Origin of the sequence: Zunongwangia pacifica, from assembly GCF_023499215.1 — a bacterium.
Lineage (GTDB): Bacteria > Bacteroidota > Bacteroidia > Flavobacteriales > Flavobacteriaceae > Zunongwangia > Zunongwangia pacifica.
Genome location: NZ_JAKHSK010000021.1, coordinates 54,242 through 76,101, shown reverse-complemented (window position 1 = coordinate 76,101; position 21,860 = coordinate 54,242). Strand labels below are relative to the sequence as shown.

23 protein-coding genes are annotated in these 21,860 nt (G+C 36.7%); 12 read left to right on the top strand and 11 right to left on the bottom strand.

From position 1 onward, the window contains the following. Position 1 precedes the first annotated feature (1 nt). Positions 2-364, bottom strand: coding sequence for a BlaI/MecI/CopY family transcriptional regulator (locus L1967_RS14455; RefSeq protein ID WP_249602215.1), 363 nt, complete (start codon positions 362-364; stop codon positions 2-4). Between the two features lie 330 nt (positions 365-694). Between L1967_RS14455 and otsB the strand changes: the two genes are divergently transcribed. Then, positions 695-1,483 carry a trehalose-phosphatase gene (otsB, locus tag L1967_RS14450; protein ID WP_249602214.1) on the top strand — a complete coding sequence of 263 codons (789 nt, stop codon included), beginning with the start codon at positions 695-697 and terminating at the stop codon, positions 1,481-1,483. Between the two features lie 64 nt (positions 1,484-1,547). Further along, complete coding sequence (locus tag L1967_RS14445) at positions 1,548-2,051, top strand: DUF456 domain-containing protein (protein WP_249602213.1); 504 nt, start codon at positions 1,548-1,550, stop codon at positions 2,049-2,051. A 3-nt stretch (positions 2,052-2,054) separates the two neighbouring features. Here L1967_RS14445 and L1967_RS14440 read toward each other — a convergent pair whose 3' ends face one another. The 4 genes from L1967_RS14440 to L1967_RS14425 all read right to left on the bottom strand — a co-directional run bounded on the left by L1967_RS14440 (position 2,055) and on the right by L1967_RS14425 (position 5,432). Next, entirely contained in the window at positions 2,055-3,245 is a 1,191-nt protein-coding gene (locus L1967_RS14440; RefSeq protein WP_249602212.1) for a GAF domain-containing sensor histidine kinase, read from the bottom strand. Positions 3,246-3,634: 389 nt separating this feature from the next. Then, positions 3,635-4,339 (bottom strand): LrgB family protein, encoded by a 705-nt coding sequence (locus L1967_RS14435; protein WP_249602211.1) that lies wholly within the window; start codon positions 4,337-4,339, stop codon positions 3,635-3,637. Continuing rightward, positions 4,336-4,671 carry a CidA/LrgA family protein gene (locus tag L1967_RS14430; protein WP_249602210.1) on the bottom strand — a complete coding sequence of 112 codons (336 nt, stop codon included), beginning with the start codon at positions 4,669-4,671 and terminating at the stop codon, positions 4,336-4,338. The genes L1967_RS14435 and L1967_RS14430 overlap by 4 nt, the downstream gene beginning before the upstream one ends. Then, the gene (locus L1967_RS14425) at positions 4,671-5,432 is read right to left on the bottom strand and encodes a creatininase family protein (protein ID WP_249602209.1); all 762 of its coding nucleotides are present in this window, start codon (positions 5,430-5,432) and stop codon (positions 4,671-4,673) included. The genes L1967_RS14430 and L1967_RS14425 overlap by 1 nt, the downstream gene beginning before the upstream one ends. Before the next feature lie 127 nt (positions 5,433-5,559). Here L1967_RS14425 and L1967_RS14420 point away from each other — a divergent pair, with 127 nt between their 5' ends. Then, positions 5,560-6,594 (top strand): flavin-containing monooxygenase, encoded by a 1,035-nt coding sequence (locus L1967_RS14420; protein ID WP_249602208.1) that lies wholly within the window; start codon positions 5,560-5,562, stop codon positions 6,592-6,594. On the opposite strand, the gene L1967_RS14415 is transcribed toward L1967_RS14420, so the two are convergent. Then, the gene (locus L1967_RS14415; RefSeq protein ID WP_249602207.1) at positions 6,591-7,427 is read right to left on the bottom strand and encodes a universal stress protein; all 837 of its coding nucleotides are present in this window, start codon (positions 7,425-7,427) and stop codon (positions 6,591-6,593) included. The genes L1967_RS14420 and L1967_RS14415 overlap by 4 nt on opposite strands. 178 nt (positions 7,428-7,605) lie before the next feature. On the opposite strand from L1967_RS14415, the gene L1967_RS14410 reads away from it, so the two are divergent. The 5 genes from L1967_RS14410 to L1967_RS14390 all read left to right on the top strand — a co-directional run bounded on the left by L1967_RS14410 (position 7,606) and on the right by L1967_RS14390 (position 10,165). After that, positions 7,606-8,508 carry a YihY/virulence factor BrkB family protein gene (locus tag L1967_RS14410; protein ID WP_249602206.1) on the top strand — a complete coding sequence of 301 codons (903 nt, stop codon included), beginning with the start codon at positions 7,606-7,608 and terminating at the stop codon, positions 8,506-8,508. 109 nt (positions 8,509-8,617) lie between these two features. Then, complete coding sequence (locus L1967_RS14405; RefSeq protein WP_249602205.1) at positions 8,618-8,872, top strand: hypothetical protein; 255 nt, start codon at positions 8,618-8,620, stop codon at positions 8,870-8,872. 57 nt (positions 8,873-8,929) lie between these two features. After that, a complete protein-coding gene (locus L1967_RS14400; protein WP_249602204.1) occupies positions 8,930-9,226 on the top strand; it encodes a TIGR03643 family protein in 297 nt (98 codons plus the stop codon). 5 nt (positions 9,227-9,231) lie between these two features. Continuing rightward, positions 9,232-9,789 (top strand): PAS domain-containing protein, encoded by a 558-nt coding sequence (locus tag L1967_RS14395; protein WP_249602203.1) that lies wholly within the window; start codon positions 9,232-9,234, stop codon positions 9,787-9,789. After that, positions 9,779-10,165, top strand: a complete 387-nt coding sequence (locus L1967_RS14390) for an acyl-CoA thioesterase (protein WP_249602202.1) — start codon at positions 9,779-9,781, stop codon at positions 10,163-10,165. Before L1967_RS14395 ends, L1967_RS14390 begins: the two co-directional genes overlap by 11 nt. A gap of 76 nt (positions 10,166-10,241) precedes the next feature. On the opposite strand, the gene L1967_RS14385 is transcribed toward L1967_RS14390, so the two are convergent. Continuing rightward, positions 10,242-11,264 carry a hypothetical protein gene (locus tag L1967_RS14385; RefSeq protein ID WP_249602201.1) on the bottom strand — a complete coding sequence of 341 codons (1,023 nt, stop codon included), beginning with the start codon at positions 11,262-11,264 and terminating at the stop codon, positions 10,242-10,244. A 252-nt stretch (positions 11,265-11,516) separates the two neighbouring features. Here L1967_RS14385 and L1967_RS14380 point away from each other — a divergent pair, with 252 nt between their 5' ends. From L1967_RS14380 to L1967_RS14365, 4 genes are all read left to right on the top strand, one after another. Beyond that, entirely contained in the window at positions 11,517-12,251 is a 735-nt protein-coding gene (locus L1967_RS14380) for an SDR family oxidoreductase (RefSeq protein ID WP_249602200.1), read from the top strand. A 25-nt stretch (positions 12,252-12,276) separates the two neighbouring features. Next, positions 12,277-12,498, top strand: coding sequence for a hypothetical protein (locus tag L1967_RS14375; protein WP_249602199.1), 222 nt, complete (start codon positions 12,277-12,279; stop codon positions 12,496-12,498). Between the two features lie 154 nt (positions 12,499-12,652). Further along, positions 12,653-14,293, top strand: a complete 1,641-nt coding sequence (locus L1967_RS14370) for a carboxylesterase/lipase family protein (protein WP_249602198.1) — start codon at positions 12,653-12,655, stop codon at positions 14,291-14,293. 413 nt (positions 14,294-14,706) lie between these two features. Next, positions 14,707-15,000, top strand: coding sequence for a Bor family protein (locus tag L1967_RS14365; RefSeq protein WP_249602197.1), 294 nt, complete (start codon positions 14,707-14,709; stop codon positions 14,998-15,000). 250 nt (positions 15,001-15,250) lie between these two features. Here the strand turns inward: L1967_RS14365 and L1967_RS14360 are convergent, their stop codons facing one another. From L1967_RS14360 to L1967_RS14345, 4 genes are all read right to left on the bottom strand, one after another. Continuing rightward, positions 15,251-15,661, bottom strand: a complete 411-nt coding sequence (locus tag L1967_RS14360) for a Fur family transcriptional regulator (RefSeq protein ID WP_249602222.1) — start codon at positions 15,659-15,661, stop codon at positions 15,251-15,253. A gap of 7 nt (positions 15,662-15,668) precedes the next feature. Continuing rightward, positions 15,669-16,862 (bottom strand): efflux RND transporter periplasmic adaptor subunit, encoded by a 1,194-nt coding sequence (locus tag L1967_RS14355; RefSeq protein WP_249602196.1) that lies wholly within the window; start codon positions 16,860-16,862, stop codon positions 15,669-15,671. Between the two features lie 22 nt (positions 16,863-16,884). Next, entirely contained in the window at positions 16,885-21,225 is a 4,341-nt protein-coding gene (locus tag L1967_RS14350; RefSeq protein ID WP_249602195.1) for a CusA/CzcA family heavy metal efflux RND transporter, read from the bottom strand. Between the two features lie 315 nt (positions 21,226-21,540). After that, positions 21,541-21,843, bottom strand: coding sequence for a DUF6660 family protein (locus L1967_RS14345; RefSeq protein ID WP_249602194.1), 303 nt, complete (start codon positions 21,841-21,843; stop codon positions 21,541-21,543). Positions 21,844-21,860 lie beyond the last annotated feature (17 nt).

The following is a 21,860-nucleotide window of genomic DNA, read 5'->3' as shown; positions in this document are numbered from 1 at the left end:
ATTATTTATCGTCTTTATTAATTTCTTTTAAAATGGCCTCTAAATCTTTAGTGTCCATTTCGTTTTTCTTCATAAAAAAGGAAACCATACTTTTAAAAGATCCATTAAAATAGTTGTTAATAAGTTTGGTCATACTTTGGTCACTATAGGTGTCTTTCGCGACAATAGGAAAGTAGATGTATCCTTTCCCCTTTTTACGATGGTCTACAAATTCTTTATTTTCCAAAATCCTTACAATGGTAGAAACCGTATTGTATGCCGGTTTTGGTTCGGGCATTTCCTCAATAATTGTGGCAACATTGGCTTCTTTTAATTGCCAGAGAATTTGCATAATTTCTTCTTCTGCTTTTGTTAACTGCTTCATTGTTTTTATTTTATTGATAGGATCTTTTGGATTATGGATCCCTAAATACGCTATGGCCTTTTAGAAATAAAATGTAATACAAAGACCTTTTGTACAGTTTTGATTGAAATTATTTTATTGATTGACAATGCTAATATAAACTAATTATTTAGTTTAAACTAATCTGTTAGTTATAAAACTATAACTTTAACATTCTGGCAGTTCTCAAAAGAACCTGCTAAACCGTTCTATAAATTTACATTTCAGTTCAACTTTAATAGAAAACTAACATAAATAGTTTGTAAAAGTTCTATCTTGACTTACAAATTATTAGCGCTATAAATACCTGTTATGAAAACTTTGCGAGACCCGAAGCTATTAGACTCGGCGATAGAAAATCTGGAAGAATTACAATCAAAATTCAGCCACAACAAACCGCTTATTTTTTTAGATTTTGATGGTACCCTGGCGCCAATTGTAGAAAACCATGAAGATGCCGGGATGGATGAGGAAACCAAAAAAATTGTAAATGAATTATCTAACAACTATGCGATTGCCGTAGTTAGTGGCCGTGGTTTAAGCGATGTTCGTGATAAAGTTGGGCTTGCCGATATTTATTACGCCGGTAGTCATGGTTTTGAAATTGCAGGACCTAACAATTTTGAAAAGGATAATGAAGAGGCTGAAAAAATGCTTCCGGTTTTTGACGAAATAGAGCAAAAACTTCAGCAGGAATTAAACGATATAGAGGGTGTTCGATTTGAGCGTAAAAAATTCACGCTGGCCATCCACTATCGCCAGGTTACCCAGGAAAAAATATCAGCATTTCATAACATTATAGAAAATACGATTGCAAATTACCCAAAACTGCATAAGGGAGATGGTAAAAAAGTAGTTGAAATAAAACCGAATATCGACTGGCATAAAGGAAAAGCAGTTAATTTTCTACGGAAGGAATTAAGCGATCAGGAAAATCCATTTTCAATTTATCTGGGGGACGATACTACAGATGAAGATGCCTTTAGGGAAATGGAAAACGGCATTGGGATCTTGGTGGGAGAACATGGCAATGATTCTTATGCCGATTATCGCCTGGAAAGTATCACACAGGTGAAGCAGTTTTTAAAAGCTTTACTTTAAAACACTCGATTTCTTAAAATAAACTTAGTATTAAAATTGTATAACTTAAGCCATAAATTTTAGCATGACGATACTTCTTATTACGCTATCTGTTATTTGTCTAGTCGTTGGTATAATTGGTAGCGTTTTACCGGTTTTGCCCGGCGTTCCAATTAGCTGGCTGGGACTATTATTTTTTTACATTATACCGGGGATCGAAGTTGATTATTGGTTTTTAGGCATCACACTGGTGGTCGCTATCGCGATGTATGCCCTGCAAATTATGATTCCGGCCATGGGCACCAAAAAATATGGGGGCAGCAAAGCAGGCATGATTGGCACCACCATTGGTCTGGTTGTAGGGATCTTCGCTCCTATTCCTTTTGCGATTTTAATTGGCCCTTTTGTTGGTGCTTTTATTGGTGAAATCGTAAATAAATCTGATTCTAAAACTGCATTGCGGGCTGCTTACGGTAGTTTTATAGGCTTTTTAGCTTCTACTTTTATGGAATTTATGGTCGCGCTAATTTTCTTTATCCTTTTTATCTATAAAGGATGGAGTTACAGGGAATATCTCTTTAGTTATTAAGTCTTAAATATATCTGGGGATCGAAACCGTAAATGTTGTTCCTTTATTTTCTTCGGAATTAATGTCAATTTGCCCTCCCATTTCAAGCACTAAATGTCGTACAAGTTTTAATCCAAGTCCATAATGATCTTCACCAACCAAGCCTTCTTGAGCTTGCATTGATGAATTCATAATATCATCAATAGCTTCTTGCTGAAGAAAGGTTGATCCATCTTCAACCTCTACACTAAGTTTCGCAAGGTCTGAAGTGCTGCTGTTTTTTAATCCTATAATCACTTTAATTGCTGAACCTTCATTAGCATAAGTAATAGCATTAGAAATAAGATTCCCAGAAATTTGAATGATTTTTTGTCGTGAAAATTTGAAATTGTGATTTCCCGGCAACAATTCTATATGTAGTGAGACATTTTTAGCTGTTGCTAAACCATTATACAAATCCAGTAATTTATGCTTTAATTGGTTTATCGTAATACTGGCTTTGGCATATTCTAAAAAATCATTGCTGTTTTTCTCTAAAATATCACTAATGATATCCAAAAGCTCTGTGCTGCTGTGCCCAGTGAGCTGCAAATACTGTTTTAAAACCGTCACCTCATTCTCATCTTCAGCGAGCTTACTTAATCCTAAAATTCCACTTACGGGACCTCTAAGATCATAGCCCAGTTCCCGTTGTGCCGAATGCATATCGTGAAAACGACGATTAACATCGGCCATTTTTTTCATTCCTTCCAGTTTTTCAACAATTTCAGCACCAATAAGCTTTAGGGCTTGCTGCTGATTTTTATCCAAACTATGCCCAACCTCATCGATAATACAAAGGGCACCAATGGCATTTCCTCCCGAAGTTCGTAAAGGCACTCCAAAATAATAACCATACTTTTCACCAAGCGGGACATTAAACTGTTCGCTATCCCTAAAATTTTTCACTTCCAAAGAATCTTCTTCTCCTATGGTATATTGGCAAACCGATTGTTCCCTACGCATTACTACAGGCCCCATACCGTTGGCTGCAATAGACCACTGCCAATAGGAATCTAAAATATTCACTAAAGACAATTCGGCTCCCGTAATACTTGAAGCTAATTGCGTTAAATTTTTAAACATTTCCTGTAGGTTCTGGTAATCCAGATCTAGTTGAGAAACTTCGAGAATTCTCTTAAACTCGGCTTCAGAAGAATCGTTTGGTCCTATCATACATGTGGTCGAAAATCAGGTTAAATTACATATTTTCAATCAAATAGACAACCTAAATCTTTTTAGGAGAAAGTTTCGTCCTTTGCTTAAAATTAAAGCATTAACATCTATAATTTTAGAAAACACCCCTTATAAAAGCCTATATCGAACCCAACAAAAACCCTTAACATCATAAAAAACAAATACTTACACCAAAAAACTTAGAACAGGAGGTCTTCTTAAATGAAGAGATTTTAATATTTAAGAAATAACTATCAAAATATAAAAAAGTAGGACAAATTATTTCTTCCAGCGTTTGCAAATATCCTGGAAGATACTATTCAAGATAATGATAAACAACGAAAATCAGTACCGTTTCTAATTTTAAGGAGTATCTTCTTTAATCTTTTCTACTGACTAAAAGTAAGTAGCCAATCTAAAATATAAGGGGCTAATAACGCGGTAATAATACCATTAAAGCACATTGCTAATCCGCTATAAGTTCCTGCGGAATCACTAATTTCAAATGCTCTTGCCGTACCGATACCGTGAGCTGCTGTACCCAATGCCGTTCCGACAGCTTTATTGTTTTTCACTCCTAATTTTTGAAGTATAAATGGTCCAAAAGCATTCCCTAATATTCCGGTAATAATCACGATCCCGGCGGTAATCTCTGGAATACCTTCAGTTATTTTGGTGATTTCTATAGCAATAGGCGTTGTTACTGATTTGGATGCTAGCGACCGACTAAGAATTTCAGGAGCATTCCAAAGCATTAAAAATAGTATTACCGAAAAGATACCTACAACACCACCGACAAAAACCGAAATAAGAAATACGCTTAAATCCCTTTTCATTTCCTCTAATTTCTCATACAAAGTCACCCCTAAAGCAACCACCGATGGTCCTAAGAAAAAACTGATATACTTCGCGCCGTTATTATAGGTTTCAAAATCAATATTAAAAAGCAGCAACACCCCAATGATCAATACCGCTGAAACCAAAACCCGATTAAAAAGGACAAGATTAAATTTATCTTTTAATTTCCCCGAAAGAAAGTAGGCGACTAAAGTGAGGGTAACTCCAAAAATAGGAAGGGCAAAAAATGCTTTCATTTTTTATCCAATTTTTGATAAATCGCTCCGGTAATATAAAGCGATAACAATGTACTTAAGATCATGGCAAGGCTAACGGGAACCCAATACGCTGCAATAAGATTCACATAAACCATTAATCCTACTCCGTATGGGATAAAGAAAACCATCAGGTATTTTACCAAAAAATCAGAGGCTGGTTTTACGTCCTCCAGCTTTATAAGTTTAAAAAACAAGGCCAAAAAAATAAGAAGCATCCCAATAATATTTCCTGCAATAGGAATGGCTAAAAAATAATGGATCAATTCTCCCAAAAATAAAAAGCTAAAAATGTATATTAAAGATTTAAGCATTATTCATAAAGATCATTTACATCTGCATGATGCAATTCTACAAGAAAATCTGCGATTTTGGTGGTGACCGCTTCAACAAACTTTTTTCCTTTTTCGGCTGTTGCTTTTTTAGGATTTCCTACTCCAGTATCTCTGGTAACTTTTGTCCATTGCCGCTGGCTACTCACCCATCCTTCTCTTAAACCTTTTATTTTATAATTTTTAGCGGCTCCATCGCCAGCTTCTTCCAATGGTAAAACAAGATGTGGTTTTAAATACATCACTACCGATGTTTCTAATTCTCCAGCATGGTCACCGGGATCATCAAAATAAGATTTAGCATCTAAAGCCTGAAACCAGTTTAACGTACAGGTAAAAATATCTGGAAACGCTAAACTTAGTTCCCGTATCATTTGTTTAAAATGATTCCCACCGTGTGAATTAAAAATAACCAGCTTCTTTATTCCGCTATGATTTAATACCTGGGCTACATCTTTTAAAATCGCATATTGTGTAGAAGGATTTAAATTCATACAAAAAGGGATATCCATTTGCCCGGTATTTACCCCAAAAGGAATGGTGGGCAGCAATAATACTTTACCCCCCTTCTCCCAGGCTTTACGGCAGCTTTCTTTGGCTACGCCATCGGCTTCGATATTATCGGTTGCATAGGGTAAATGATAATTATGAGCCTCGGTAGCGCCCCAGGGTAAAATAGCTATTTCGTAGTGCTCTTCTTTTACTTTTTTCCAGTTGGTTTCTGCAAGGATATAGGGTTTCATAAATTATCAACTTCTAATTAAATATGAATTTACGATATATATTTCCAAATAAATAATTGAAAAACAAGGTTTTTTTTATATAATACTTAAGTTTACATCGATTAAGAAGATTATATAAAAACAAAGCATGTTCGATTTTATAATTATTGGGGCGGCACAGGCTGGGCTTGCCATGAGCTATTACCTTAAAAGGTCTGGCTATCAATTTCTTATCTTAGACAAAGAAGAAGAAATTGGTGCGTCCTGGCTTAACCGTTGGGATTCCCTAAAATTATTTACTCCAACAGAGTTTAATCATTTACCCGGTATGGATTTCCCTGCCAAAAAAGGACATTATCCTTCTAAGACCGAAGTGGCCAATTACTTTAAGAGCTATGCTGAAAACTTCGAATTTCCAATTCAGTTAAATACACTGGTAACTTCCATAAAAAAGGAAAAATCCATATTCTTTATTGAAACAGAGCAGCAGCAATTTCAGGCTAAAAATGTTATTGTAGCTACCGGTCCTTTTCATATCCCGTACACCCCGCCATTTCATAAAAAATTAAGTGCTAAAATAGTCCAAATTCATAGTAATTATTATAAAAACCCCGATCAATTACAAAGTGGGAACACTTTGGTCGTAGGTGCGGGGGATTCTGGTTTTCAGATCCTGGATGAAATTTCAGCATCAGGACAAAAGACTTATTTTTCAGGTGCTACAGATGTAAAAGTACTTCCGCAGGAATTTCTGGGCAAAACTTTGTGGTGGTGGTTTTCCAAAATAGGATTTTTGAGTTTTAGTAAAAACTCCTGGATCGGGAAAAAAATTAATAAAAGCAGGCAGCCTATTATTGGTACCGATGTGAAAGAGATTTTATCCCGAAAAAACGTAGAAGCCGTTGGAAAAACGATTGACGCCGAAGATGAAATTATTTCTACCGAAAAAAAAGAGCTCTCCGATATCAGCAATATCATCTGGGCAACCGGCTACCGACCTAATTTTAGCTGGATAGAAGGCTTAGAGCTTACCAAAGAGGGCTACCCTAAACATCAACGTGGTGTTAGTAACACTAAAGGTCTTTATTTTATAGGCCTCCCATGGTTACACACCCGTGGATCTGCAACTTTGGGAGGCATTAAAAATGATGCGAAATATTTATTTGATTTTATAGAAAATTAAACTTCGTGACGTTTATAATTTTCGGTTGGCAACACTAAAAACGGGATTTTTACATTGTATGCCACCTCGTGTACAAGAGAGCTAAACAACAGCTTTTCTATAAACGTATGCTTGTTTTTAACCATCACCAGCATTTCTATAGGATTTTCCTTTTGGTACTCCTGCAAGGCTTCCATAACGCTGTCACGGTTAATGCGCCCAAAAATATAACCGTAATCATCAAAATATTTTTGAAGTGCCTCTTTAGATTTCTGCTGTTTCTCGTCCAGATCTTTACCAAAACTCACGTTTAGAATATGGATTTTTGCCTCAAACTGCTCTGCAATACTTTTTAAAAACCATAAATCGTATTCAGAAAAGTCTAATTTAAGATCGTTAGGAAACAAGATGTTTTTTGGTTCTTTATAAGTGGCACCTGCTGGAATGGCCATTAAAGGACATTTAGCCACTTTAATAGCGTGAACAGTGTTGGTACCAAAAATAAGTTCGCTACCACCTTGCGCCCCTTCGGTACCCATAATAATCAAATCGATAGCCTCTTCGGCCACACGATCTTTAATCTCTTCGTGCAGCATTTTAAAGGTAGAAACCAATTCGAATTCATGAAGCTTATTTGGGAATTCTTCTTCAATTTTCTTTAAAAAACGAGATAAATTTTTAAGCGAATTCTCTTTATATACGCCATACAAACTGCTGTAGATAATAAAATCGGCATTATACAGCGTATTTAGAAGAATAAATTTGGTTCTGGAATTTTTAAATAATTGCAATGCATATTTAATGGCATTATAAGAATTATCTGAAAAATCGGTTGGCAAAAGCACAGTTCTCATAACTACTAATTTTATGACTAATTTACAAATACTAGATCGTTTGAACTATGATTTTAATCATAATAAAACGCCCCTAAATGGAATCCTGATTAGGATTTAAAAAACCTACAATTAACAGGGTATTATGACCAAGGATTGATTTTATCTTTAATTTTTGTACAAAGCCAATATTATTTTAATGGAAAGAGAAGCCATAGATACCAAGAATAAGCATAATCCTTTTAAACTTTCACCCAAAGGCTGGTGGGAAGTTATAAAACAGGTTAAAAACGAAATTAGTGCAGATAAGGTAAGTATTGTTTCAGCCGGAGTTGCCTTTTATGCATTTTTGGCCGTTTTTCCCGCAATTATGGCATTAATCTCTTTGTATGGATTAGCTACAGATCCACAGGAAATTCAACGGCAGATTAACGAACTCTCGGCAATGATGCCTAAACAGGCTTTTGAAGTTTTACAGCAACGTGTAGATGTGTTTTTAGAAACCCACGGTGATCAATTAGGCTGGGGAACCCTGTTTGGGATCCTTTTTAGTATCTGGAGTGCCAATAAAGGTACCAATGGTTTATTAACCGGTGTAGATATTGCTTACGATACCATAGAAGATCATAATATTTTTAAACAATATCTAATGGCATCTATTTTTACCATAGGCGGACTCGCCATGCTTATTTTGAGTATGACCTTAATTGTAGGTTTTCCGGCATTGGTTCATAAAATTGGATTACCTGAAAGCCTGGAAAATTTAATAAGCTGGTCTCGCTGGCTCATATTAGCCTTTTTGGTGAGTATTTTTTTATGCTTAGTCTATAAATTTGCCCCGGCACGCCCTAAACCCGCAACAAGATGGGTCATCCCGGGAGCACTGTTCTCTACAATTGTTTGGTTAACGGCCTCCTATGGATTCTCCTTTTACGTGAGTAACTTCGGAAATTATGGTGAGGTTTATGGTTCTATCTCGGCAGTTGTTGTGCTGTTGCTTTGGCTTTACATCACCTGCTTTATTATTTTATTAGGTGCCGAAATTAATACTGAAATCGTAGATTATTTAATCGCCGAAAAAATTGAAAAAGAAAAGGATTAAATAAAATATCATCAAAAATCAATGTTCTAAAATTTAAAAATGTTAAAAATTAAGCGTTAAAAACAATAATTTACTAAATTACAAGGTGTTCTTTCCAAAGTTGATAATTATGAAAAATGATGCTTTTAACGAAACCCTTATTGAATACCGTGTAGCTAATTTTGTTGTTGCCAATCATCTTACCTATCAAAAAAACAAAAAAGGAAAATTGCTAAGTGATAAAAAACTAGAGTGTAGAAGTTTTAAAGCAAAGTTCCTAAAATTGAAGAAGTCAAAGATTCCCAAACATTCCATTAGTGCTAGTCCGGTGGTATTTACCTGTGGCTTTAAAATGATTAAAAACACTTCTTATATTCTAAATTAAATTATAATTATTTTTGTGTTCAACTTTATCACGTTATCTTTAAACAAAAGTTGAATAATGAAAATTGCTGAAAAAATTAATCTATCTGAAAGACAGATCGATAGGATCATTGCTATGGCCTGGGAAGATCGTACTACTTTTGAAGCTATCGCATATCAATTTGGACTTACCGAGAAAGATGTTATTAAATTTATGCAGGAACAAATGCATCCCAAAAACTGGAAAAAATGGCGTGCCAGAGTTCAGGGTAGAAAAACAAAACATCAAAAGCTTAGAGATTTCGAAACGGGACGTTTTAAGAGCAACCAGCAGCGCCAAATTACCGGTAATATAATCTCTAAAAAGAAATATTAATCGCCATGGCTCCAGAAAAAGATTACAACCTGTCTTCACTAGACCTTTTTTTGAATAAATCTTCAGAGCTCTTAAGGAATCTGCAGGTACAGCAATTGCATCCTTTAAGTAGCATGGATATTTTCGCTGATTATTCAGATAAAATAAAAGAACAGGCAAGACGCAAAACTGAAATGAAATCACTACAGCTTTTTGCTAAAAAATTTAACTGGAATACCTCCTTAAATTTTATGCTGGAGAAAGATTATGAAGCCCTTGTACTTACAGAAAGTGACCAGACCATAGTTTGGACAAATAAAGGTTTTAGTAATATGACCGGATATCCGGCTAATTTTGCCAAAGGGAAGAAACCAAATTTCCTACAGGGCAAAAATACATCTGCCATCACTAGAAAAAAGATACAAAATCTGGTAACTTCAGAAAATAATTTCTCTGAGATCCTGGCCAATTATCGTAAAAACGGAGAGGAATATCTATGTAAAATTGATATTTACCCCATCAAAAATATCGAACAGCAAGTCACCCATTTTCTAGCACTGGAAAAAGAAATTTATGAATATTGAAGAGCGAATTGCACAATCTACCACCAGTCTTTTTAAAGCCGTTTTCCCAAATACCACTAATCATTACGACACCCTTTTTGGTGGTACCGCCATGCAAATGATGGATGAGGTGGCTTTTATCACCGCAACGAGATTTAGTAGGCAACGCATGGTAACCGTTAGCAGTGATCGTATAGATTTTAAAAAGCCAATCCCTGCCGGAACATTTGTAGAGTTAATTGGTAAAGTAACCAAAGTGGGGAATTCCAGCTTAAAAGTGAGTGTAGAAATTTATATTGAAGAAATGTACTCTAATCATCGTGAACAAGCCGTAAAAGGAGAATTTACTTTTGTTGCCATCGACGAGGATAAAAAACCGGAAAGTCTGAACATATAACCGTAAAATATAAAATGAGACTGTCCATAAAGTTTATTTAAAGACAGTCTCATCAATAGGGACAAAAAAGTACTATTTATTCGGTATAAAAATAAACTGCCGAAGCTCCAGCTAAACTTTTATTCATCTTTGGTGATTTATTTCCGCTAGAAGATCTCGCTTCTGTAAAGGCTAAAACTCTCCCTCCTCCATTAGCTACTTCAGCAATAAATACAGCATTATAGTTCGCATCATAAGCTACATTTACAGGATTTCCTAACTTGGTATTTCCACCACTTATCCGCATTTGATCATCGATAGCAATCATACCACCATCCATCGTTGCATTAAATTTATTATCGAAATTGGTAATAACGTGAAATGCTCCATCTGAATCTGAGGCAGCATCACCAATATCAGTCATTACCATGGTTCCCTCATCATAATCCAAACCATGTGTTCTTACGATACCTTCAACTTCTATTGTTTTAGTTGCTGAAGCTTCCGTATCTGTCATATACGCTGAAGAAAAATTGGAGAAAACCGCCAGCTTATTGGTGGTATCTACCACCGCATACAAATCGTTCCCTACAAATTCGATTCCCCAAACTTTAAAATCTACCGTTACCACGTTTCTTAATTGAAAACCAAAAGAAGTCTTGGTATATATAAAAAATCTCCCATCGGCGGTAGTATCGTCACCATCCACATCTGCATTATCGGCTACAACATAGATATTACCATTTACGGCAATATCTCGCGGACTTTGTAAATCTGAAGAACTCGAAAGATCAATATCAATATTCACATCGAGACCGGTTTCTAATCCGTCGATTCCTAAATAACTTTCTAAACTCGTCGAAGAACGGGAAGCGATAGTAAAAGAATCGTCACCACCATCATAATAAATACCTTCAGCATCTTCTGAAGAGGTTTTATAAGTCATCTTTTTAGAACTATTTATATCGTAGCGGGTCACCGTTCCATTATGACTTGTGGCATAAAGATGTGCTGTTCCCGATGTTTCCACAGGATTCTCACCTATATTATCATCATCACTACAGGAAATAATCATAGCCCCTGCTGCTAACATAAAAATTGGTTTAATAAACTTTTTCATAATTAATTGAGTGTTTTGTGCTCTCAATATTTACGCAAATATGCTAATTATAGTTTTTTAAAACACCCCACACAAATCAACAAATACACATAATCGATTAAATATCAGTTTATTAAAAATAAACATCACACAATCTTTAACTTAGTTTTATTAAAATATTAAGAGTGTTTTACCTGTGATTAGATAAAAAAATTGCGTCATTCATACCAGATAAAGGAAGTTTAAATCGATTTAAATGATTTGGTAGATTATATGATAGTAAAAGACAAAGTCGCTTTAATTACAGGAGCAAGCAGTGGCATAGGTAGAGCTATTGCGATTAAATTATCTGAAGAAGGCTGTAAAATAGTTTTAGCCAGCAGGAACATACAGAAACTGAAAGAAATTCAGCAAAATTTAGTCTCCGAAAGTATAGTTATCGAAATGGATGTAAGCCAGACCGAGAGTGTGGCCAAAGGTTTTAAAAAAGCTATTGCAAAATTTAAAACTATAGATATTCTGGTAAATTCTGCCGGGGTGATGCCATTAACCTATTTAAAAAATCGACATCTGGATGAATGGCTGCAAACCATCGAGGTAAATGTAAAAGGAACGCTGCGTTGCATACATGGCGCTTTACCTTATATGAAAAAAAATGAAGGAGGTCACATTATCAACATCTCTTCAGTAGATGGTAAAGAAGTTTATAAAGGCGGGGCTATTTATGGCGCCTCCAAATCTGCCATTATCACTTTATCCAAAGCAATGCGAATGGAGTTATCCCCAGATTATAATATCAGAGTTACCTGTATCGAACCCGGTACTGTAGATACCAGCCTAAGAAATAATATTACAGATGAAGAATTATTAAACGATAAAGATTATAATAATCCTTCTGAACCAAAATTAGAAGCCAAGAATATTGCCGATGCGGTTCTTTATGCACTCTCACAACCGGACAGTGTAAATGTGAACGAACTTCTTATCAAACCAACAGGAAAATCTTAAAACTCAAATAAAAACTATAAATTCTATGAAAAATCAATTGAAGAAAACCGGAAAATGGGCAGCAGGATATCTTGCCGCAAAAGCAGGGAAAAAAGTAGTTGCAAAAAGCGGTATCGTAGGCTTGGGAATTGGCGCTGCAGCAGGATTAGGATACCTGGGCTATAAACTCCTTAAAACCAGAAAAAATCAAAACGATATTAGTCAAAATTATCATGAAATTAAGGGAGAAAAGAAAATTGTGATTTAAAACTTACAATTTCGATTTACAGATTCAATTAGTCTTGAATCTGGGTTCGATTTTACAATCACAACTTAAAATATAGAACAAGCCGGAAATTCCGGCTTTTTTTATGATTACTTTTTAAGCAATGATTGTATATTTATTGAAAATACCACCTATCATGAAAAAAATCATACTCTTATTTGCAGGATTGGGCCTTTTAGCTTCCTGCAAAAATACCAGTGAAAATCAGGAAACCGAAGAGAATAACCTAATCGTTTCTACAAAAACCGGAAAAGTTGAAGGTTTCCTAAATGAAGACAATTCGGTTAGAAAATATTTTGGAATTCCTTTTGCCCAACCGCCAGTAGGCGATTTACGCTGGAAAGCCCCGCAGGATACAAAAAGCTGGAACGACACCTTAAAAACTACAGAATTTAAGAATAAACCGGTACAAGCGAATGTTTTTGGGGATATGAAATCCCGTTCCAACGGAATGAGCGAAGATTGTTTATACCTAAACGTATGGACACCCAAAGAGGCCGCTGAACAAAAACTTCCCGTTCTGGTTTATTTCTATGGCGGCGGATTTGTTGCCGGTGATGCTTCAGAACCTCGTTACGATGGCGAAACTATGGCTAAAAAAGGCATCGTTGTCGTGACCGTAAACTATAGATTAAACATTTTTGGTTTTATGGCCCATCCTGAACTTAGTAAAGAAGCTTCCTATAATGCTTCAGGGAATTACGGATTATTAGATCAGCAAAAATCATTGGAATGGGTGCAGGATAATATTGCTGCTTTTGGTGGTGACCCTAACAAAGTAACCATTGCAGGAGAATCTGCCGGCTCTATTTCTGTCAGCGCTCAGATGGCTTCGCCACTCTCTAAAGACCTTATTCATGGGGCGATTGGGGAAAGTGGTGCCGCGATACACCCTACGCTTGCACCGGTTGCTTTAGAGGAAGCTGAAAAAACCGGACTTGATTTTGCGGAAAAAGTAGGTGCGAAATCTCTGGCCGATCTAAGAGCAATGAGTACCGATTCTATTTTTATGCTTTATCAAAACTCCGGAAGATTTGGTTTTCCAGCCGTAATCGATAATTACTTTTTACCAAAACCTCTCCCTGAAATATTCGAAGCTAAAGAACAGGCACAGGTTCCATTACTTTTAGGCTGGAATTCTGCTGAAATTCCCGGGATGGCCTTCATGCAAGGCTTAGAAAATACCCCAGAAAATTTCACAAAAAAAGTAAAAGAAATTTATCCTGAAGATTATAAAGAAGTATTAGATCTTTATCCAAATAATACTGAAGAAGAGGTAAACTATTCAGCCACCAAACTAGCTTCAGATCGTTTTATCGTTTATAGTACCTGGAAATGGTTCGACCTTCATCGAAAAAATTCAGATGCCCCTGTTTATCGTTATTTATATAGCAAAATAAGACCTCAGTTAAACGATCAGTCCAAACAACCCGGTCTTGCCGGCGGGACTCAGGAAAAAGATAAAAGTACTCCTGAAGCTCCAAAAGCAATTGGCGCTCCTCATGCTGCGGAAATCGAATATTTTATGGGGAATTTAGACCGAATAGAAGATTACGCCTGGACCGATGAAGATTATAAGGTTTCAGAAACTATTCAGGAATATTTAGCGAATTTCGTTAAAACCGGAAATCCTAATGACGAAAATTTACCGGAATGGACAAAAGCTGAGGCTAACGATGAAACACCTCCTGTAATGATCCTTGATACTGAATCTAAAGCAGAGAGTGCAGAAGACGACAAACGATTTTTGTTTTTAGATAAACAATATTCTAAGTAAACTATCTCGGGGCAAGCCCGCGAGGCATTCGATAGAGACAAAATTTCAATTCGAGGCATCCCAATAGCTAACGGGACAGGGTATTAAACCCTTTGCGGCGCCATAAAAACATTTGTTCTTACCCAAAAAAATCCTCTTTACAGAGGATTTTTTTGGGTAAGAACAATAGCATCAAATTTAAATAAGTAGATTAAAAAAATTAATGTCCGGAATGAATCATAATATGGTATTGTCATCCTCAAGATTTTGTTTTTTTAATGTATTATAAGGTCCCAAATCAATTCCGATAGCTATTGGAAGAAATAACGAAAACAACAAATTATTACTCATTATGGATAATAAAAAAAATAAACTTAAAGCTTTTTCAAAATCATGTTAATTATATATTTGTACAATAATCAATCTTAATATTTATGAAAAGAGCAATAAAACTTTGCAGTATCATTTTTTGTGCTTCCATTTTATTCACCTCTTGTTATTCCTATACAACCGTAGTAGGAAAAGGGGCACAAGGGAATCAAAAAGTTACTCAATGGAATCATTACCTTATTGGCGGTTTAGCCCCAGTAGGTGTCTCTAATGACAAAGAAATGGCCGGAGACGCTGAAAATTACACGGTGCATACCGAAATGAGTTTCATTAACGGACTAGTTTCAACATTAACTTTTGGAATATATAGCCCAACAACTACAACAGTAACTAAATAAATTTATGGCCAAGAGTTATAAGCTTATAACCCTTGGCTATTTACTTTTTATGATAAAAAAAACAGCCTTCTGGATTTGTGCACTCGTAAGTCTTTACCTTCTTATAAGTTGTATAGCAGTAATCATTGAAGTAATTAAAAACGCTACAAGTTTTGGCTTAGGAGTGCTCACAGGTAAAATTTTACTTTTTATAATTTTTGTGGCGCTAAGTATCTGGTTAAAACGAAAAGCTTATCAAAAAAAGTAAATTTTAAAAAGAACATTTATCACATAAGCCTTTAACTACAAGATTAGCATCGGTAGCTTTAAAACCTTTGGGAAGGCTGATATTTGGAATTGTTTGATCTGTTAAGCATTGGGTTTCCCCACATTTAGAGCAGTGAAAATGCAAATGCAATTTATCGCTCACTCCATTTTCCCCGGCAGTTTCTAAAGCAAATTTGGCAATACCGCTACCATCTTCAATTTTATGCACCAGGCCTTTTTCTTCAAATAATTTTAAACTTCTAAAAAGGGTCGTTCTTTCTGTTTGGCCAAAAGCGGCTTCGATATCATTTAAACTCATCGCCAAAGATTCTTTAGCCATAAATTTATAAACCAAAAGGCGCACCGCGGTAGGGCGAATTCCCCTGGCTTTTAAAATAGTTTCAATTTCTTCCATAGCATAATTAATGTGAATGGCCACCTTCCCCTTTATTCATTTCAGCCTGTAGATAATACGCATTATTTAAGGCAAATTTTGCTCTTTTATCCTTAGGTTCCATAAAGGTAATAGTTATCCAGTTGTTATCCTCTATCCCCGTTTTAACTTCTACAGGAGTAAAACGCCATTTACCATTATTTTCTTCTGCCTTAAAAATAAAATCCCGGTTATTTTCGGTAAAAACAGCTTCGGTTGGGATAGCTTCTGTAGGATGATATTCATTAATAATCTTTCCGGTAAGGTACATCCCCGGGATTAAGTTGTTGGGTTTGTCTTCAATTTCGGCATGAATATGCACTGCTTTCGGGTTTTCTTCAAACACCTGCCCTACTGAGATAATCTTCGCCATCATTTCTAAGTCTGGCCGCGACTTTAAAGCGAGCCGCACCGATTGTCCAATTTCAACATTTTCAATATCTTTTTCAAAAACCATTAGATCGGCATGAACATCTTGGGTATTTAATATTTCAAAAAGTTCGGTTTGGGCAGAGACATACTGCCCAATCTTCACATTTACCTTTTCTACCGCACCACTAATCGGACTCAAAACCGGAACCTTTTCTGCTAATTTCCCCTGCGATACCCGATCTGGATTAATATTAAGTAAATGTAACTGCGCTTTTAATCCGTTCATGGCCTCTTTTGCATTCTGAAATTCGGTTGTCGTAACCTGAAAACTTTCTCCTGAAGCCACACCGGCATCATAAAGCTTTTTCTGGCGCTTGAATTCTTTTTCTTTAAGCTGAAATTGATTAAACGTATTTAAAAATTGTGTTTGGATGGCCACAATATCAGGATGCGAAATATACGCGAGTACCTGTCCCTGTTTCACCTGATGCCCCTCAATCACATTGATACTTTTAATAGTTGCGCCGTACACCGTAGTAACTGATGCTTCATTTTGTGGCGGCACCTCTAATTGCCCATTAGCCGTAATCATACCCGCCATATTCCGCATCTTCACAGTACCTAATTTAATGTCTAAAGCATCAAATTGAGAGGTACTCATTTCAACGCTTTTTAAAGCGTGTTGATTTCCTTCAGATTCCGCGTTAATTTCAGTTTGATCTCCATTTTCAACATGCTCTTTAGATTCCTTATTTCCGCAGGCCGCTAAAACACCAAAAAGCAGCACACTTAAAATTGTATATAATTTCATTGTATTTTATAATTTCAGATTTTTAAATATCATTTCCCAGGTAAAATTTCATTTCAGCATAAGCCAGTAAATAGGCTTTCACAGCTTCAATCGCATCCAGCTCGGTTTTTAAAGCCTCTTCCAGGTTCTGAATAAAAGCCACGTAATCCAAAGCGCCTTCGTTATAGGCCAGTAACGCTCCTTTTCGCTGTTCTTTGGCCACATTTAAAGCACCATCCTGATAATACTGCCAATTCACTTTCCAGCTTTCATAATTTTGCTGCGCTTGTTGCTGCTGTACTAAAAATTGCTGATTTTTAAAATTAGCCTCTCTATTTACAATCTCGGTTTCAATCTTTGCAGCCCTGGCATCTCCATAGCTTTTACCACTTAAAAACGGAATAGAAATCCCTGCCTGATAGCTATAAAAACCATCTGTTCCCTGCACTTCCTGCTTGGCATACTGTAAATTCAACTTTGGTAAAAATGCGGCTTTTTGTTTTTGCAGGTTTGCCGAAGCTACTTCTGTTGCCTGATTTGCCGTACTTAAAATTGGATGATTTTCAGTGCTATTTTCTTCGGAATACTGAAGAGGCAATAGCTGTATCGCTGAAGGTACCGTTTTAAGAACCTCAGCTCCCAGCCATAAATTCAGCTCGCTTAAAGCATTCACATAAGCTGTTTTAGCCTGTTGCGTTTTCACCCGAATCTGATTTACCTTATTTTGGGCATTTAATTGCTCTAATCTGGAGATGGCTTCCACTTCGTAACGTAAGGCTACCGCTTCATTAAATTTCCCGTACATCGAGTCTAGCTCTTTATATAACTGAAATTTTCGCTTTGCCGCATAGGTTTTGGCCCATAATTTCCGGATTTGTCTGGCCACTTCAATTTTGGATAAATTCAGTTCATTTTCAGCTAATTTCAATTTTTCTTTTTGAAGTTTTAAAGCTGAAGAAATTCCGAAAACATCAATATTTTGCTGACTAACGCCTATCCTGGTGTAAATCCCGTTACCGTCTTTAAGCTCTTCACCACCGGTAAAAATGCTTGTTTTACCAAAATCCCAGGCATTCTTTTTTAAAGCCTGTTGCTTGTCTATTTGTAAGTGTTTGTTTTTTAATAAAGGATAATTTTGAAGTCCTAGTTCTACCGCTTCATGCATGTTTATTTCAGGAAATATTTCATTTGTATTTTGCTGGGCATTAGAAAAATTAGGCAGTAAAATCGCCAAAAGCAATCCTGCTGTAGCGACTTTATCCTTTTTTATGCTGAAATTAAAAACACCCTCTTCCACCCACTTATACAAAATAGGTAAGACAAATAGCGTTAATAAGGTCGAGGTCAATAAACCGCCAATCACTACCGTTGCTAATGGGCGTTGCACTTCGGCTCCTGCCGAGCTTGAAAAAGCCATGGGTAAAAAACCAAGAACATCGGTAAGGGCAGTCAGTAAAATTGGCCGAATTCTTCGTTTTGTTCCCTGTAAAATTCGTTCCTTTAAATTATTGTTTTCTCCTTCTTCTTTTAATTCATTTAAACTACCAATTAAAACGAGTCCGTTTAAAACAGCGACACCAAAAAGCACTATAAAACCAACCCCGGCCGATATGCTAAATGGCATCCCACGTAGCCAAAGAGAGATGATCCCGCCAATGGCCGCCAGCGGTATCGCCATATAAATCATTAAAGTTTGCCTAAAGGACTTTAAAGCAAAGTAGATAAGAATAAAAATAAGCAATAACGCAATAGGAACTACAATTTGCAATCGCTGGCTTGCCCGCTCTAAATTCTCGAAAGCACCACCGTACCTTATAAAATATCCCGGCGGAAGATCGAAATTAGCATCTAACTCTTGCTGAATATCATGAACTACAGATTTTACATCCCGGTCTCTGATATTAATCCCAACATAGGTTCTGCGATTGGTGTTATCCCGGCTAATTTGCATTGGTCCCGGCTTATAGCTAATACTGGCCAGTTCCTGTAAAGGAACACTGCTACCATCTGGTAAGTTGATATACAATGCTTCAATATCTGATAAATCCTTACGGTTTTCTTCCTCCAAACGGAGCACCAGATCAAATTTTCGTTCGCCCTCAAAAACAACTCCGGCTTTAGCCCCGGCAAAAGCCGTTTTTACCATTTCATTTACCTTTTCGATATTTATTCCATAGCGAGCCATTTGGGCACGATCATACGCTATAGTAATTTGTGGTAATCCGGCAGTGGCCTCTACTTTCATATCGGCAACGCCATCTACGCCGGCAATTACACTCCCCATTTCCTGTGCTTTTGCGGCGAGAACGTCCAGATCTTCACCGTACAGTTTTACGGCAATATCTTCTCTAATTCCGGTAAGCAACTCATTAAAACGCATTTCTACAGGCTGGGTAAATTCGTAGCTTACCCCGGGAATTTCACTTATCGTATGCTTCATTTTTTCAATAAGCTCATCTTTACTATCTGCCGAGGTCCATTCAGATTTCGATTTTAAAATCACAAAACTATCGCCTATATCCATGGGCATGGGATCGGTTGGGACTTCAGAAACTCCAAATCGCGTCACGACCTGCTTTACTTCAGGAAAATTATCTAGCAGTAAATTTTCGATTTTTGTGGAAGTGGCAATCCCTTCATTAAGCGAACTTCCCGGTTTTAAGATCACGTGAAATGCAAGATCGCCTTCATCTAACTGCGGAATAAACTCCCCGCCCATTCGGCTAAAAAGATAGCCTGCAAAAACCAGTAATAATATTGCGCAAGCTACGATCACTTTCGATCCTTTTAATGCTTTTTGAAGTAAAGGCTCGTATTTTTCCTGAAGCCATACTATGAATCGATCTCCCCATCCTTTTTTATCGGACTTTCTATTTTTAAGGAACAATGCCGAAATCATCGGCACATAGGTAAGACAAAGGATCATGGCCCCAAGCATGGCAAAGATGAAGGTAAGTGCCATTGGTTTAAACATTTTCCCTTCCACCCCTTCTAAAGCCAAAATGGGTAGAAAAACAATTAAAATGATGGCCTGACCAAAAAAGGCAGAATTCATCATTTTTTTGGAGGATTTGCTCACCAGTTTATTTTTCTGATTTTGATCGAGTTTTTGTTTTAAAGATTTTTGGCTAAAGATAAAAACGGTACTCTCTACGATGATAACCGCGCCATCTACAATAATCCCAAAATCAATAGCTCCCAGGCTCATTAAATTGGCCCAAACATCAAAAATATTCATCAGGATAAATGCAAAAAACAAGGAAAGCGGAATGGTAGAAGCTACGATAAGCCCCCCTCTAAAATTCCCCAGTAAAACCACCAAAATAAAGATCACGATAAGTCCACCTTCCAGTAAATTATTTTTTACGGTAGCGGTGGTATTCGCTATTAATTCACTACGATCTAAAAAGGGTTTAATATGAACCCCTTCTGGAAGGGATTTTTCGATTTGTGCAATACGGTCTTTTACATTTTTGACCACTACATTAGAGTTTGCTCCTTTTAGCATCAAAATACTTCCGCCCACAGCTTCACCATTTCCGTTTTTTGTAAGCGCTCCATACCTAATGGCATTTCCCATTTGCACCCTGGCCACATCGCCAACGGTTATTGGGAATTTCTCATTTTTAATCACAATATTCTCGATATCGCTTATCGAGGTCACCAGGCCTTCACCTCTAATAAAATTGGCACGGTGATTTTTTTCGATATAGGCACCTCCAGTGTTTTGATTATTAGATTGTAGCGCATTAAAAACTTCAGCAATGGTAACATCCATCGATCGCAAATGATCGGGATCTATAGCCACTTCATATTGCTTTATTTTACCACCAATACTATTCACCTCTACAACTCCGGGAACCATGGCAAACTGGCGTTTTACAATCCAATCCTGGATGCTGCGTAAACGGGTAACCGAATATTGATCTTTAAACCGGGGATCGACTTCCAGAGTGTATTGATAAATTTCGCCCAAACCAGTAGAAATGGGTCCCATAAATGGCTCTCCAAATCCTTCCGGTATTTCTTTTTTTACTTTAGAAAGTTGCTCTGCGACGAGCTGCCGCGGTAAATAAGTACCGGCATCATCATTAAAAACAATGGTAACCACTGAAAGTCCGAATCTGGACACCGAGCGGATTTCTTTTACTTCAGGGAGGTTTCCCATGGCGACTTCTACAGGATACGTCACAAACTCTTCGATATCTTCTACCCCTAAACTCGGTGCCTGGGTAATGACCTGTATTTGATTATTGGTAATATCGGGTTGCGCATCTACAGGAACTTCCTGCATGCTCCACAAACCGCCGGCAATAAGAACCAGTGTTAGCAGCCCGACGATAAATTTATTATTGACAGAAAAGTCAATGATTTTATTAATCATCAGATGATATATTTTTAAATTTAGAAATAGCAATTGAATATCCGCAATAGATCATAATGAAGTTTGTCACCCTGAACCTGCCCCTCCGGCAGGCGGGCTTGATTCAGGGTCTCATCACAATAGCTTGATTTTTAATACAGTTTGAGATTCCGGATCAATTCCGATAGCTATCGGAACGGAATGACGAAAAAAACGAACTATTACAAATCACGGATAATCAAAATAGCAAACTAACTCAGGGCAAGCCCATGAGTCATTTATTAAAATTTAAGTTAGCATTCTTTAAAAATGGATCTAAAAATCCATAAATCTGAATTAAGCTTGTGGAGGCGGGATATATTTGGTGGTAAACTGCGAAGTTTCCTTATCCAGATAAATAAAAACGGCGTTTATAGCGATGGAAACCGACTGCTCTAAAACCGGATTACTATACACCATAATATGATTATGGCAGCACTGGCATTGGCAAAAAGGAGAACATAAATCTGCTGAAGCATTATGATCATTATGTTGCTGTACAATAAGATCACCATCCTCAAAATCGGTAGCCGCATCGGCGCAAGGCATAACGCTTAATGATAAAAAAAGTACAGATAATATGATTGCTATAATTTTCACTTTACAAATATAACGAC